The 12,929-nt window shown below is 61.1% G+C and carries 16 protein-coding genes and 3 pseudogenes; 10 read left to right on the top strand and 9 right to left on the bottom strand.

The features are described 5' to 3' along the window. Window positions 1–77 precede the first annotated feature (77 nt). Window positions 78–551 carry an RcnB family protein gene (locus U9J33_RS20225; protein WP_185999981.1) on the top strand — a complete coding sequence of 158 codons (474 nt, stop codon included), beginning with the start codon at window positions 78–80 and terminating at the stop codon, window positions 549–551. A 66-nt stretch (window positions 552–617) separates the two neighbouring features. On the opposite strand, the gene U9J33_RS20220 is transcribed toward U9J33_RS20225, so the two are convergent. Further along, complete coding sequence (locus U9J33_RS20220; RefSeq protein ID WP_185999980.1) at window positions 618–1,127, bottom strand: DUF2141 domain-containing protein; 510 nt, start codon at window positions 1,125–1,127, stop codon at window positions 618–620. A 112-nt stretch (window positions 1,128–1,239) separates the two neighbouring features. Next, window positions 1,240–1,911, bottom strand: a complete 672-nt coding sequence (locus U9J33_RS20215; protein WP_324699806.1) for an outer membrane protein — start codon at window positions 1,909–1,911, stop codon at window positions 1,240–1,242. 326 nt (window positions 1,912–2,237) lie between these two features. Here U9J33_RS20215 and U9J33_RS20210 point away from each other — a divergent pair, with 326 nt between their 5' ends. The 4 genes and pseudogenes from U9J33_RS20210 to U9J33_RS20195 form a co-directional block, all read left to right on the top strand. Beyond that, a complete protein-coding gene (locus U9J33_RS20210) occupies window positions 2,238–2,669 on the top strand; it encodes a hypothetical protein (protein WP_185999978.1) in 432 nt (143 codons plus the stop codon). A gap of 74 nt (window positions 2,670–2,743) precedes the next feature. Then, window positions 2,744–3,520: a transporter gene (locus U9J33_RS20205; RefSeq protein WP_324699805.1), complete on the top strand. Its 777-nt coding sequence runs from the start codon at window positions 2,744–2,746 to the stop codon at window positions 3,518–3,520. Window positions 3,521–3,640: 120 nt separating this feature from the next. Then, window positions 3,641–4,033, top strand: a complete 393-nt coding sequence (locus U9J33_RS20200; RefSeq protein WP_185999976.1) for a hypothetical protein — start codon at window positions 3,641–3,643, stop codon at window positions 4,031–4,033. A 180-nt stretch (window positions 4,034–4,213) separates the two neighbouring features. Then, window positions 4,214–4,447: pseudogene (locus tag U9J33_RS20195) on the top strand (transposase); the annotation flags it as partial. Window positions 4,448–4,789: 342 nt separating this feature from the next. On the opposite strand, the pseudogene U9J33_RS20190 reads toward U9J33_RS20195, so the two are convergent. After that, a pseudogene (locus U9J33_RS20190) lies at window positions 4,790–5,921 on the bottom strand (M16 family metallopeptidase); the annotation flags it as partial. Window positions 5,922–6,295: 374 nt separating this feature from the next. On the opposite strand from U9J33_RS20190, the gene U9J33_RS20185 reads away from it, so the two are divergent. Together U9J33_RS20185 and U9J33_RS20180 are read left to right on the top strand one after the other, a co-directional pair. Beyond that, window positions 6,296–6,535 (top strand): hypothetical protein, encoded by a 240-nt coding sequence (locus U9J33_RS20185; RefSeq protein ID WP_221937332.1) that lies wholly within the window; start codon window positions 6,296–6,298, stop codon window positions 6,533–6,535. 723 nt (window positions 6,536–7,258) lie between these two features. Continuing rightward, window positions 7,259–7,825, top strand: a complete 567-nt coding sequence (locus tag U9J33_RS20180; RefSeq protein ID WP_324699804.1) for a sigma-70 family RNA polymerase sigma factor — start codon at window positions 7,259–7,261, stop codon at window positions 7,823–7,825. An 86-nt stretch (window positions 7,826–7,911) separates the two neighbouring features. Here the strand turns inward: U9J33_RS20180 and U9J33_RS20175 are convergent, their stop codons facing one another. The 4 genes from U9J33_RS20175 to U9J33_RS20160 all read right to left on the bottom strand — a co-directional run bounded on the left by U9J33_RS20175 (window position 7,912) and on the right by U9J33_RS20160 (window position 10,067). Beyond that, window positions 7,912–8,922: a tyrosine-type recombinase/integrase gene (locus tag U9J33_RS20175; protein WP_324699803.1), complete on the bottom strand. Its 1,011-nt coding sequence runs from the start codon at window positions 8,920–8,922 to the stop codon at window positions 7,912–7,914. Then, a complete protein-coding gene (locus U9J33_RS20170; protein WP_324699802.1) occupies window positions 8,906–9,103 on the bottom strand; it encodes a hypothetical protein in 198 nt (65 codons plus the stop codon). Before U9J33_RS20170 ends, U9J33_RS20175 begins: the two co-directional genes overlap by 17 nt. A 285-nt stretch (window positions 9,104–9,388) precedes the next feature. Further along, window positions 9,389–9,817, bottom strand: coding sequence for a hypothetical protein (locus U9J33_RS20165; protein WP_324699801.1), 429 nt, complete (start codon window positions 9,815–9,817; stop codon window positions 9,389–9,391). Continuing rightward, the gene (locus U9J33_RS20160) at window positions 9,810–10,067 is read right to left on the bottom strand and encodes a hypothetical protein (RefSeq protein ID WP_185999969.1); all 258 of its coding nucleotides are present in this window, start codon (window positions 10,065–10,067) and stop codon (window positions 9,810–9,812) included. Before U9J33_RS20160 ends, U9J33_RS20165 begins: the two co-directional genes overlap by 8 nt. Window positions 10,068–10,324: 257 nt before the next feature. Here U9J33_RS20160 and U9J33_RS20155 point away from each other — a divergent pair, with 257 nt between their 5' ends. After that, window positions 10,325–10,615, top strand: coding sequence for a hypothetical protein (locus tag U9J33_RS20155; RefSeq protein WP_324699800.1), 291 nt, complete (start codon window positions 10,325–10,327; stop codon window positions 10,613–10,615). Between the two features lie 112 nt (window positions 10,616–10,727). Here the strand turns inward: U9J33_RS20155 and U9J33_RS20150 are convergent, their stop codons facing one another. Together U9J33_RS20150 and U9J33_RS20145 are read right to left on the bottom strand one after the other, a co-directional pair. Continuing rightward, complete coding sequence (locus U9J33_RS20150; protein WP_324699799.1) at window positions 10,728–11,081, bottom strand: recombination protein NinB; 354 nt, start codon at window positions 11,079–11,081, stop codon at window positions 10,728–10,730. A gap of 48 nt (window positions 11,082–11,129) precedes the next feature. Next, window positions 11,130–11,282 (bottom strand): hypothetical protein, encoded by a 153-nt coding sequence (locus U9J33_RS20145; RefSeq protein ID WP_185999966.1) that lies wholly within the window; start codon window positions 11,280–11,282, stop codon window positions 11,130–11,132. Window positions 11,283–11,491: 209 nt separating this feature from the next. On the opposite strand from U9J33_RS20145, the pseudogene U9J33_RS20140 reads away from it, so the two are divergent. Both U9J33_RS20140 and U9J33_RS20135 read left to right on the top strand, forming a co-directional pair. Next, window positions 11,492–11,617 (top strand): annotated as a pseudogene (locus U9J33_RS20140) (GapR family DNA-binding domain-containing protein); the annotation flags it as partial. A 34-nt stretch (window positions 11,618–11,651) separates the two neighbouring features. Further along, the gene (locus tag U9J33_RS20135; protein ID WP_324699950.1) at window positions 11,652–12,848 is read left to right on the top strand and encodes an anti-CBASS protein Acb1 family protein; all 1,197 of its coding nucleotides are present in this window, start codon (window positions 11,652–11,654) and stop codon (window positions 12,846–12,848) included. Window positions 12,849–12,929: the final 81 nt, after the last annotated feature.

Raw genomic sequence — 12,929 nt, 5'->3', positions numbered from 1 at the left:
CTCCGATAGCTGTCTCCCACGCGGCGGATACAGGCTCGTCAGCACCTGTGCTTACGCATTTACAAGGAGCAGTCAAAATGAAGTTACCGGTTTTTGCGGCATTGGTCGCCATTTCCCTGCCGGCGACCGCAGCAACCTCGGCCGCGCAAACTCACGAACTTCGCCGAGATCGGCAGGATATACGTGAGGCCGAGGACAACCTCGACCGCGCTCGGCGCTACGGTGAACGCCGTCATGTGCGAGAGGCGCAAAAAGATCTGCGGGACGCCCACCGGGAATATCGCGCAGACTGGCGAGAACATCGTGTGCGAAACAGAAACCTTTACGCGCGCGGCGATTGGCATGCACCTTTCCGCTACCAGTGGTTCGTGCCGGGCGCGGGCATCGGGCCGGGCTATTACAGCCGCAGGTATGACATCGGCGACTTCCGCCGCTATCATCTGCCTGTTCCGCCGCGCGGCGCCCGCTGGGTCCGGCACTATGACGACGTCGTATTGGTTGATTTTAAGAACGGTCGCGTCGTGAACGTGATCCACGATTTCTTCGGATAGCAGGCGCAGCCCGCCGGCGAGCCGAAAGGCTCCTCGGCGGGCTTCTCGCGCGTATTGTCGCTGATGCTACCTGTTGGACATCATGAAGCCGCCTAGGCCGTTGAGGTACTGCATCCTGACGGCAACGCTGCGGGGCGTATTGCCCACGAATATCGTGGCCTGCTGCACCTTCGGGCGTGACCTGCCGATCGATCGCGCCGCGGGCAGGGCGGCCCCGTCCTTGGATATGCTGAACTTGTCCTTTCCGTCCCGGTTGTGGATGATGATGAGAGCGTAAGTCCCAGCTGCCGGAGCGATGACGCACAGCCTTGGCGGGTCGGTGGGGCTGATCGGGATGGTGACGCGCCGGAAGGTCTTGCCGCTTTTGACCAGGTCTTCGGCGTCGTCCAGGAAGTCGGTCTCGTTGGCGGGATAGAGTTCTGCCACCAGCATGCCGATGCGATCCTTGAGACCTTCTACCTCGATCTCGAGGGCAGGACCCTTGCAGTTCGCGATCGTAGCTGCATGTGCGGGCTTGCCGCTGGCCGCCATCAGGATCGTCATCCCGGCAAGAGCGTACGAGATAGGTTTGCGCATCACGCGTCTTCCACGAATGGGCAGGGTGATGCCACGCCGCCCCGAGGGCGACGTGGCATTCCTTCGGAGCGACCCGATGGCTTATTTCGAAAGCTCCGAAAGGGCGAGGCGATCAGAACTTGTAGCGAACGCCGAGCGTGCCCGACAACGTGCGCATGGTTGGCTCGTAGACGGCCGGAACGCCGTTGTTGACGCCGTCGAACTTGAGCCCGCTGATCTGCGTGTAACGGCCGCCCAATTCGACCGTGACCTTGGGCGCGACCTTGATGCCGACGCCGGCGTCGACATGCCATAGCAGGCCCCAATCCTTGCCCGAATAGCTGCTGGTGTCGCCCAGGAGTTCATCCGTACGCCCCAGGCTCGCATCGACGCGAGCGGCGCCGACGCCGCCGCCGATGTAGGGTTCGACGATCGATCCGGTCGGGATGTCGACGAATGCACCGATCGAAGCGAACGTCGCCTTGTTGCGGCCGCTGCCAGAATAGTCATCGTCGCCAAGGCCCTTGGCCTTCAGGCTCATGTAGCCGCCAGTCTGCTCGACACGGACAGGGCCGAAGTCGTAACCGCCGCCAAGTTCGCCAGTGAAGCCGGATTTGTATTTCGTCTTGTCGTCGAAGGTTGCCGAGGCCGGAAGGTCGCTGTCGTCGAACCTCTGATCAGGCTTCACCGCCATGCCGACACGTGCGACGGCGTAAATGCCTTTGTCGTCCTCGGCATGCGCCGCCGTTGCCATTGCCGGCAGCATCAGGGCACCCGCCACGCTCAACATCGTCCAATTACGCATTTGCTTGTCTTCCTGTTTGCACGACGTTCAACTGCGAACGGCGTTTGTCAGCAAATGGGCGCGAGCCGTGTAGCCGGTTCGTATGTTCGATGGAGAGTCGATGGATATCGGCAGATTTTCGGGCTTCGATGAGAAATCGCGAGTTTCCAGCTCCTTGTAAATCAAAAGCAACGCCTGAGCGCCGCAAAACCACGGTTCGCCCCTATGCGGGTACGTCGCAACAAGACCTCCACCGGCTCTCCACGACGCGGTGCTGACGAGGCGGCGCATCGCGAACTGTCTGCAACGCGGCAGCCGGGCGATGCGCAACGCACCGGAGAACCATCATGAAGAAGTCAGTCTTTTCTATTGTTCCCGTCGCCGCCCTCGTCGCCATCTCGGGCTTCGCTGGTAACGCTTCGGCGCAGACTGCGCAGGAGGCCCGCCAAGCCGCCATCGTCGCGACCCAGGTAACACGCGCGGCGGCCGTGAAGACAGCAGCCGACGCGCGAGCTTTGGCAACCGAATCGTCGGCAGAAATCCGCGCCGCCGCCAAGCAGGCGGCTGCAGAGGCGCGTACGAAGGGCGCCGAGTCCGCCCAGTCGGCGCAGGAAGCTCGTGTCGCAGCCCGGCAGTCAGTGGAGGAAGCGCGCGCCAGCGCAAAGCAGGCTTCGCAGGACGCCCGATCCGCCGCGCGCCAGGCCTCCGATGAGGCCCGCGCCGCTGCCAAGCAGGCGGCGCAAGACGCCCGCGCCGCCATAGCGGCAGCTCGCGGCTGACAGCCATCGGCAGCCTGTAATCCAGGAAGTGGAGCGCGCTTCCGCGCGCTCCACTTAGTTCAATGGGTGCGAACATGACAAAGTACAAAGCGCTGGCGGTCACCGGCGCGATGCTGGGGCTGATCGGCGCAGCTCAGGCCAAGGCAAATAGCGGCGACGGCATTGCCGCGAGCGTCGGCGGTGACTTCTCCAGCGGGACGTATGGCGGCGACACAAGGACCGATATTCTCGTGGTGCCGTTGGCGTTGCGTTACCGCGCCGGGAATTTGCGCGTTACGGTCGCTCTTCCGTGGCTGCATATCGCCGGCTCGTCTGCCGTGGTGTCCGACGGCGACGGCGGCGTCATCATTGATCCGCATGCGCCGGGTTCATCGCGCAGCGGTGTCGGCGACATGAGCATTGCGGGCGCCTATTCCATTCCGGAAGAAGCTCTTGGTCTAAGGTTGGAGATGGGCGCTAGGGTGAAGCTGCCGACCGGTTCGCGGGCCAAGGCGCTCGGCACCGGTAAAGTGGATTTTGCATTGTCCGCCGAAGTCAGCAAGACGCTTGGCAAATTCACGCCTTTCATTAGCGCGGGTTACCGTCTCCCCGGCCAGCCCAAGGGCTCAGATCTGCGCAACTCTTGGTCAGCTTCGGCGGGCAGTAGCCTGATGATCGGCAAATCGGTGCTGATTGGATCCTACGACTACCGTCAGGCAAGCAGCGCGTTGGCTAGCGGTTCGCATGAAATCTTTGGCGCATTTAGCGCGCCTGTGTCGCACCGCCTGACGTTGACCGTCTATGGCAGTGGCGGATTGAGCAAAGGAGCACCGGCCTACGGCGTCGGATCCAGCCTCACTCTGAAAATTTAAGGTGGCGATCCTCGTAGCCCTCCGAAGAAGAATGGCGTCCTGCCTCCACACAACCTCCATCGTGTCTGGGTATGCACAACCACAATACTTCAACACGTGCTTTGAATGAGGATATCACCCATGCGTTTGTCGATCATCACGGCCTCGACCTTCTTGGCTTCGGCTGTCCTTCTCCCAACGTCGGCTAATGCCCAGGCTGCCGGTAAATGGCGAGTGACTGGCGAGATCAACGGCAAGGCTTTCACTGTGGACTGCCAGTTCGGTGAACAGGGCGTCCGGCTCGCCGGAGCGTGCATCGATGTATCGTCCGAGGAAGGTAAAACCAAGCCGGGCAAGTCTCACGTCCTGACCAAGGGCATGGTGCAGGGCCAGACCGTCAGCTGGACCTACCCGACAAAAGTCATGATCATGTCGGTGGATATCAACTTTGCCGGCAAGCTTGATGGCTCGCATATGCGCGGCACTGTCAGCGCCAAAGGCCGCGAAGGGACGTTTTCTGCAACTCGGCTTTGATGCTTGAAGCGCTTGAACGCCGATCACTCGGCAGCCGGCATTTCTGCGAGGCGCCGGCGAGGCTACCCGAGGCCGCCGCGCTCGTCACCGCCGAGTTCGCAACGCTACGTCTGCGGCTCATTGAGTAACCCCTAGATTTTTGGATGCCTTCTATCCTAATTTTGACGACAGGAGACGACGATGGGGAAGCCGAACTTCAGCGATGAGTTCAAGCGCGATGGGGTGGCCCAGATCACCGAACGTGGGTATCCGGTAGCGGAGGTATCCGAGCGGCTCGGCGTCAGTCAGCATTCGCTGTATGCCTGGAAGCGGCAACTGGCGGAGGTGGTGTCTGGCGATGCCGGCAAGGATGCTGAGATCCGCCAGCTGAAACGCGAGCTCGCCAGGGTGACCGAGGAGCGCGAAATCCTAAAAAACCGTCCCGGGTCTGGCCCGGCTGCGCGCGGTAGAAACGGGTTGTGTTATGGTGCCAACCGGAGGGTCGCGGCCGATAGCTTATTGGTAGCATGATACCCCGTTAAAAAACGTGGCCCGCGGGCATTTGCGCACTTGAGAGTGGTGGCGCCGCGTCGCGGTGACCCCGGTTAGGAAAATGACGGTTTGCATCGCCCATACCCTCCGGACCTGGAGGAGAATGTGGAATGACTGGACCAAAATCGGGGAGCATGGACGCCCTGTCCATGGTCAATCCGGGCGCAGCCGCCGTTGATATCGGCTCGACCATGCACGTGGCAGCCTGATGCTGACGATCAGGTCTGTCGCCGCGCGGCGCACTTCGTCGGGCCTTGGGCCGTGGGCGAGGAATTCGGCCATGATAGCATCGAGCCGGGCGGTTACTGCCGCCGGGTTCACACCGGGGCGGACCATCACGCGAATGTCGAACATACCCGCATGGGCATTGCTGGCATTGCCGGCGGTGACGCTGACCGCCAGCTTTTCCTGCCGCACCAGCGCTTCGGCAAGGCGCGAACTGGCAAGGTTGCCGAGGACGCCTGCGGCAATGTCCAGAGCCGAGGAATCTGGGTTGTCCATGCCCGGAACCGGCCAACTGCGATCGATCATCACGGTAGCCACGCGGTCGGTCATGGTCTCGGTGACGGCTTTTGCCAGCGGCGTGACGGGCGCGATCGTGGCCTTTGCCTGAGGCCCGCGTGCAATCGCGCCGAAGTACTTGTCCACCAGTGGGCGGGCGGCAGCGGCATCGATATCGCCGGACAGCACGAGCACGGCATTGTTGGGGCCATAATGATCGTGGAACCACGCCTTGACGTCGGCGAGGCTGGCGCCGTCGAGATCCTTCATCGATCCGATGGGATCGTGGGCATAAGGATGACCTTGAGGGTACAGAGCCGCCACCTGACGGTACGATACAAGCCCATAGGGCTTGGTTGTCGCGCTGGCGCTTCTCGTTCTGGACCACGCCGCGCTGCACATCGAGCACGTGCTGTGTGACGGCGCCGAGCAGCCAGCCCATGCGGTCGCTCTCAAGGTAGAGCGTGCGCTCCAGCGCGTCAGTCGGTACCGTTTCGTAATAGTTGGTTCGGTCGAAATAGGTGGTGCCATTGTAATCGGTGGCGCCCATCGCTTTGAGCGGGGCGAAGAAGTCTCCCGGCACGTTTTCCGTGCCGTTGAACATCAGGTGTTCGAAGAGGTGGGCGAAACCGGTCTTGCCCGCCGGTTCGCTGGTCGATCCGACATCGTACCACACGCCGACCGCGACCACCGCAGTGCGCCGGTCGGTATGGACGACGACGCGCAGGCCGTTGTTCAGCGTGAAGGTTTCGAACGGAATGTCGAGCGGCGCGATCAGGGCGTGCAGCGGGGCGATTGCGGAGGCCGGTGTCAGCTTTGGGGACGGGGGCGCAGATGGAGCTGCTGCCACTGCCATTGCGTGCACGCTAAGGATGGCCGTCGTGACGGCGGAGAGTAGAAACCTGGTCTTCATGGCCGATAATCTTTCCGAAAGCGGATGCGGGGAGGGGGCTCCGCGCAGCGGTCAGTCGAGTATGTCTTGGCTCACTTGGCTTGCACCAGTCTTGCAGCGCAGACTCATCAGCAGATCGGTTACGCTTGTTTCCCGCTCGTAACAGGGATCGCCCATAGCGGCGCACGACCTGACCCTAGGGGAGAGATGGAATGCACAGCGCAACAAGCCCGGCTAGTGCCCATCACTGGGCGCGTCCCGACCTTGATCTGGCGTGCCGCAGCGGGAATGGTCGGTATGGCGTCACCGCGGGTGGGCTTACTGTTCGGCCTACGGGGGTGAACAAGGATGCCAATTTGACGGGAATCTGGATGACTTGTTCAAGGGGGGATGGCAATGCCTGTTCCTGCCATCTTGCCCTGCCGGCGCGGCAAGCGAGGTTTAGCGAATTCGTCTATTCCGGCGTGCACTCGGTTTTCATGGCCTTGAGTGGCTGCACGCCGGAAGCGCTGCCTAAAAACAAGGTTGAGGGCAAGGCTCCGCTCGCGATGAGCCGGGCTGCTGCTGGTTTAGAGTAGAGGCCGGTGACTATCCGGGGGCGCTATCTTCGGTAGCGGCGACCACAACCTCGCACCCGCGCAGTTGGCGATGGGCCGAGCATCGCGCCCGCGAGACAGACGTGCCAGCATGGGTGCAGGGGCCAAAAAAGGCCGGCTGGGAAAGTATTTGGGAGAGGATGCCTGAAAGCCACCCGCCATATGTGGCGACAGGTCCCATTAGACAATCAAGCAATTTGCAATCTCGGTTGCCTGTTTTGCTTGCGTTTCAGGAAACCGGCGAATGCGTGAGATAACGGCTGCGGGCGAAGCGCAATCGATTGACCGCTCGCAGTGGAAGTGGTCTGTGCGAATGCGGCGATAATCCTTCGGGAATGTGCGCGCTGACCGCTCGCATAGGTCCGTGGATCGGGATCTGATCCGTATCTGCATCTCTACTGTTATTGCCGGCGATGCGGATTGCTTCGAGGAACGCCCTATTCTGAAATAGACTTATTTTAAAATATCAATCAATGGGTTAACATCTACTCCGAATCCCGATTTCCGTAGGTCGATGCCGGCGGGTGGCAGTATTTTAATCATGAAGGAGTGCTCTGTTCGGTTTGGCTTAAGGGCCGGTTATTCGGGAGTCTGGTGATGGTCGGACTCGTTATCTTCAAATATGCATCGGCGGCCCTCAGGCATGGGGCATTCCCAATGCCGTGATGAGCCCGCCGGATGCTCTGTCCATGGGGCTGGCGCGAGATGATCGAGGATCCCCCCGATCCGAATAATTCCAACGCTGCGCGCAAGCATGATGCGTCTCCCGATGAAGAACCCAACGAGGTTCTCGAGCGCACATTCCTTACCATGTACCGCGAATTGCTTCCCTATCTCGAAAATGCGCTCGGCTCGAGTGACGCAGCGCTGGACGCGCTGCAGGATACCTCGGAAAAACTGGCACGTCGGCCGGCGATCGATACGGTTCGCGATCCGCGGTCCTACCTTCGCAGAATGGCGCTCAACTTTGGACGAAATCGACGCAAGGCGGGAGCCCGTTTCCTGTCCGTTCAGCAAGCCTGGCTGGAGGGCATCGTCGATCCTGCTCCCGATCCCGAAATGAGAGAGGCCGCTCGTCAGGATCTTGCGATTGTCCTGGACGCGCTTGCGGAATTGCCTGGCCGGCAGCGCGCGATCTTTTTCGACAAGTGGAGAGACGGCCTCGCGCTTGGCGAGATCGCAAAACTGCGGGGTTTGCATCGTCGGACTGTCGAGAAGGAACTGAAGCGCGCCATCGATCATCTTCGCCTCAGGGTGGGCAGGATGACGTAACCCTTCGGCTCCATGAATAGGAGGGTTAAATGAAAATGGCGGAATTCCGGGTTTTTTTTTGGGTGTTTTTCGAGTGGTTTGCGGATTCACGATCTGTTTCCTCGCTCCAATTTGATGATGGCCGCCTCCGACAAAGCTCCCTGATCGACCTGCTTGGCATAGTGCATTACCATTTCGACGCTCTGCCCCGTGATGGCCTGTACCTCAGGGATGGTGCATCCGGCGCGCAAGAGGCTGTTGACCGCGTTCTTGCGGAGACCGTGCGGCACAACAGAATGCCCAAGCTTTGCAGCGAACCCCTTCAGGAGGTTCCGCAGGAAGTCAGCGCCCACCGGCTTGCCGGTTGCATGGCTGATGATCGTCATTCCAAGGCGCGGCGCCTGATCGAGTTCAGCAATCAGATCGCGGTGCATGCGGATGATCATAGGTTTGGCCGTCTTCTGCTGGGTCATCACGACATTGCCGCCGCGGATGTCTGACCAGCGCAGCTTGAGAACGTCGCCTAGGCGCTGGCCGGTGAAATTGAGCAGATGGACAGACAGACGGATCATAGCTTCGTCCGCCGCCAATGCAGCGGTGAGTAGATCGTCGGGCCATGGCTCGTGCTCGCCTGTCTTCGCCTGCCGGATATCCTTGATCGGGTTCGCTTCGGTCATGTCGCGCGAGCGGGCGTAGCGGAAAAGAACACCCAGCATGGCCACGAACAGGTTTCTGGAGGCTGGCCCTGGAATTTCATCAAGCACGTCGTAGACTCTCTTGCGGGTCACGTCCTCCAGGGGGAACTCCCCAAATTCTGCCAGGACCTTCTTCAGGGTGATTCGGTACACCTTCTTGGTGCCCTCTGACCGATCCTTGAAGTCGTCGCTGTTCTGGTAGAGTTCCGCCACGCTGGCGATCGTGGGGACATTGGCCATGCGCTTGGTTCGCGCGCCGAGGAATGACGAATAGCTATCGTAGAATCCGACCGTGCCATACGGCGGGAGCGGCAATCGAATTGGCTCACCGTTGGATTTCTTTCTCCCCGTGTCGAAGTAGGCGTAGATCTTCCCCTTCGACCGGGTGAATTTCACGTATTTCAGTTTAGGCAGCCTTACCACGCCTGCGCTCCTCGAAACGAGCGATGTGGTCGGTGACCAGTTCGCCGGAAATGATGGCCAAAGCCTTATCGAGCGCGTCACGACGCCAGTGGGGCTTCCCGCCGAACATGATCCCCTCAGGGATGCGACCGGCAGCGATTTCGCCCTCGAATGCGGTCTCGCCCACATCGAGGTATTCCATCGCGGTCTTTCGGCCCATCATTGCAGGCCAGCGGGCGATGCTATGGGGGGGCATGCCACCTCCCCAATCATCCGCCCCTGAACACAGCGCACCACATCCCCCCACCGACTGCCATCCGCGTGCGGTCTTGTCGCACACATGGATTCCGAGGGTGTTCTCGATATCGAGAGCAATGGAGTCGCGCTCTACGTCGGTGAGGTGGAGTTTTTCGAAGGTGGAATCGTCTGTGACAGGGTGCAGGGTGTAGGGCTTGCACGATCTGGGTGACCTGTGTGGCGAGGGTCTTCATGCCGGGTCTCCGGGGATATTCTGATCTGCCGGGCTGCCAGTTTCATGAGACCAGAACTGCCGGTAATCGCAGGCTGGGCAGCGCCAACCTCGCGTCGTCGGGTAAAGCTGGCCCGGCTCCTCGCCAGCTTCCTCTGCATGGAAGGTGTGCGCGTAATCCGAGCGTTCACCGCCGCAGGTATACGGGTGCAAGGTCCCGTCTTCCTGACGGGCTACCAGCGCTGCAACCTGCTCTTCCGTCCAGACAACCGGATACTGCATTTCCAGCGCAGCATCAGCCTCGTCGAGCAGCGAGCCGTCGATGCAGCAGGGCAACTCTTCCATGCCGTCTGCCTGATAGCAAGCGTCGAGGAGGTTTTTCAGCGCCTGACGGAGCGCGACGAGCTCCACGGCTTCCGGCGTATGCTCAGTGCGGGTGTTAGGCATTGGATACCTCCAGCTTGCGGATGTCGATGCCAGCAGCAGCCATGCGCTCGTTGTATTCGGCGACGGTCGGCTCTTCCCGATGATCACGATAATGGGGCTTGTGGGCTTGGCAGCTCTGGCCCGGCTGCAAGCGCTTGGGCTGAGCGCGTGGGAGCTTCTCCACGCACACAGGGCATGGCAGGCCGAATACCTTTCGCTCGGCTTGCTTGATTGCCTTCATGTCGCGGAAGCCGTCGATCATGTCGCCCATGCTCACCCCTCCTCGATCTGAGAGGGGGCGGCGCTTGATACCTCCGATGCGCGCTGCATGCCCGGCTGGGTCACCGGCGACAGATCGCCATGTTCGACGAGGCTGCCGAAAACACAGCCGCGTGAAGCTATGACAATTTTGTAATCGGTCAACGCTATTAATCGATGATAATAATCGCTTAACTCTATCCCGCCTATCCTAACGAAAAATAGCCGCGGTCGCCAATGTGCACAAATGTTCCCACATTCGGAGAGACAATGACTATGGTTACGGAAATGACGCCTCGGATAGAAAATTTGGAACGAGCTGCGCTTGAATTTGAGGGCGCACAGTTCGCCATCAGCCACATCTTGGCCAACCTGCTTTCGCGACTTGATCGGCACGAGGCGGAGGACTGTCTGCGCGAACTGCAGGACATGGGACGTGCACATGCTCTGGAACTGGGCGAACACAGGCTGACCGGCTACCTTGACGAACTGGAAGCAATGAAGGTCGCTGCCAATTCTGTGAGAAAGGTGACGCCGCCCTCGCTTCGGGCAGTTAGCTGAAAGGGCGAGCGCCCCAGATGCATTGAAGTGGCTCATGCCGTTACCTCCATGGCATGAGCGCGTCCCACGCGGCCGTCTGTCGGGTCAACGCGCAGTTCTAGGTGGTGGGGTTTCATGCGGCGTGCCTTTCAGCGGGTTCGCTCCATTCGACACCGTGCTCGGCGCCGAAGGCGTACAGACTTTCGATCATGTCGCTCATCTCAGCGACGGTGAGGCGGGAGGAACGGAAGCCGGTGTTCACGACACCATCGCCGTCGAGCGAGGGGACCCAGTTCGCCTGGTGGCCCATCGCGTCGAGGAACAGGCACTTCCATATTTCAGGCTTGAGGTTGCGGCCCATCGGCTTTGCCCGGCTGATGTCGGACAGCATGGCGTGCAGCAGGTCGGCGACATGTGTGTCGATCGCGACGCGACCGTCTACCTTCGGCGCCGGGGTTTCTTCGGGCGGATGGTTTCCGCCGATCACCGCGCGCGGATTGGCGTCATCGCCACCGGCCAGAACCTTCGCCTCGGCCTAGGCCGTCAGGCGGTCGACATGCTCCTGGAGTGCATCGATCTCAACTTTCCGCTCCGGCTCGCTGCGGATCAGCTTGTTAAGCGCGTTCTTCGCGTAGGAGAGCGGCATCGAGGCGATCTCTTTGTCGCCCTTGCTCGACTTGTACATCATGGTTCGGTCGCCTCTCAGTAAGGGATTTTGTCGTCGGCAATGTCGTTCGCCGCCGAACAGGCTGAGCTGGCCGCCGCACAACTCTCTCTCTCTCTCTCTCTCTCTCTCTCTCTCTCTCTCTCTCTCGATTCCGCCGCCGCCGGCCGGTCTGCCTGGATTGCTGATCGCGCCCGCGACGAACCCCTGATGCTTTGAAAGGACCATCTACCATGGCCGAAACCACCGATGATCGCCTCCGCCTCCTGATTGAGCGGATCGAGCGCCTTGAGGAAGAAAAGAAGGGCGTCGGCGATGACGTGAAGGACGTTTACGCAGAGGGCAAGGCCGTCGGATACCCGTTCCGACGAGACGCAGGCGTGGTTCGCCGCCCTGGCCCGCAAGGCCAAGCTCCTGCGCATCGGTATCCCCGACCTCGACAGCCGAGACCCGGAGCAACTGAACAAGCGCATCGAGGTCATAGCGCTGGGCGAGAGCAGCCTCAACGCCACGGTCTATCGCTGTTCGGGAGGCCAGGACGACGCGGGCGAGACGATCACCGACTATCAGGTAACCTGGACAGGCATCCCGGCGATGATGGATGCCTTCGACCAGCGCGTCTCCGCCGTGTCCGACATCCCTTTCACGCGCCTTATAGGCCGCTCCCCCGCTGGCATGAACGCCACCGGCCAGCACGACATGGACAACTGGAACAAGGCGGTCGTCTCTGGTCAAAAGCTGGAGACCCGGCCTTGTCTTGAGCAGCTGGACCCGTTCCTGATGCGCTCGGCAGGCGCAGATCCGGCCAAGGTGACATGGAAGTTCGCCCCGCTCTCGGTCCCGACCGAGAAGGAAGAGGCGGACACCTTCAACGTCACCATGGACGCGGTGACCAAGCTACAGGCCACCGGCGCGATTCCCGACGAGGCATTCGCGAAGGGCCTCCAGAACTTGATGACCGAGCGAGAGTATATCCCCGGTCTCGATCAGGCGCTCGCCGAGATCCCCGAAAACGAGAGGTTCGGGTTGACCCCGGACGACGACGGGACTGACCCGTCTGCCATTCAGGCCGAAGGAGGTGATCCCAATCTAGCCGGCGGCGGGGGTTCCGCGCCCTCCCGCCGTGCTACCGCAGATGGGGGTGTGCCGACCGGCGGGCTCCCTTTTGAAGACTCAAATTCGAACCGATATCCGGCGGGATCTCGCCGGGGTGGGCAGTTCGCCCCCAAAAACATCGGCGGTTTCACCTCTGCGCTTCCTACTGTCCCGATCCTCAATGCAGCCCTCATCAAGCAGCAGACTGGGATGGAAGTGGGCCATTTGCTGCGAGAGGCCAGTCCCGACGGCCTGAACCACGCTTCCAAGTTCTCGAAGGGCGGCCGCACTCCGCCAAGCAAGTCGGTGCTGAAGAGCTACGCGACGCACGCCGCAAACGCGCACTTAATCCGTTCACAGGGCCAGCGAGGCCACGGCGCCGGCCTGCGCATCCGCTCGGACTTCTCGATTGGTAGCCGCGATTACACGCTGATCGAGCGCGTAGGCGAACGATCCGGGAAGCTGGCGTTGGTTACGATGTGGGAAAATGTCTAGGACCGCCCCGGCTGATGCAAAGCCCCAGCCACTACGCCTGAACGTGGAGCGATCCTGTCCTCTGTATAGCCCAGGAGGTGC

Source organism: Novosphingobium sp. RL4, from assembly GCF_035658495.1.
Classification (GTDB): Bacteria; Pseudomonadota; Alphaproteobacteria; order Sphingomonadales; family Sphingomonadaceae; genus Novosphingobium.
Note: the sequence above shows the minus strand (reverse complement) of the source record. Positions and strands in the feature narration are given on the sequence as shown.

Coding starts and splice junctions, on each gene's coding strand:
- U9J33_RS20180 (WP_324699804.1), top strand. CDS start 7,259: ATGATCGAGGATCCCCCCGATCCGAATAATTCCAACGCTGCGCGCAAG.
- U9J33_RS20155 (WP_324699800.1), top strand. CDS start 10,325: ATGACTATGGTTACGGAAATGACGCCTCGGATAGAAAATTTGGAACGA.
- U9J33_RS20170 (WP_324699802.1), bottom strand. CDS start 9,103: ATGGAATACCTCGATGTGGGCGAGACCGCATTCGAGGGCGAAATCGCT.
- U9J33_RS20145 (WP_185999966.1), bottom strand. CDS start 11,282: ATGATGTACAAGTCGAGCAAGGGCGACAAAGAGATCGCCTCGATGCCG.
- U9J33_RS20210 (WP_185999978.1), top strand. CDS start 2,238: ATGAAGAAGTCAGTCTTTTCTATTGTTCCCGTCGCCGCCCTCGTCGCC.
- U9J33_RS20225 (WP_185999981.1), top strand. CDS start 78: ATGAAGTTACCGGTTTTTGCGGCATTGGTCGCCATTTCCCTGCCGGCG.
- U9J33_RS20200 (WP_185999976.1), top strand. CDS start 3,641: ATGCGTTTGTCGATCATCACGGCCTCGACCTTCTTGGCTTCGGCTGTC.
- U9J33_RS20165 (WP_324699801.1), bottom strand. CDS start 9,817: ATGCCTAACACCCGCACTGAGCATACGCCGGAAGCCGTGGAGCTCGTC.
- U9J33_RS20160 (WP_185999969.1), bottom strand. CDS start 10,067: ATGGGCGACATGATCGACGGCTTCCGCGACATGAAGGCAATCAAGCAA.
- U9J33_RS20205 (WP_324699805.1), top strand. CDS start 2,744: ATGACAAAGTACAAAGCGCTGGCGGTCACCGGCGCGATGCTGGGGCTG.
- U9J33_RS20215 (WP_324699806.1), bottom strand. CDS start 1,911: ATGCGTAATTGGACGATGTTGAGCGTGGCGGGTGCCCTGATGCTGCCG.
- U9J33_RS20220 (WP_185999980.1), bottom strand. CDS start 1,127: ATGCGCAAACCTATCTCGTACGCTCTTGCCGGGATGACGATCCTGATG.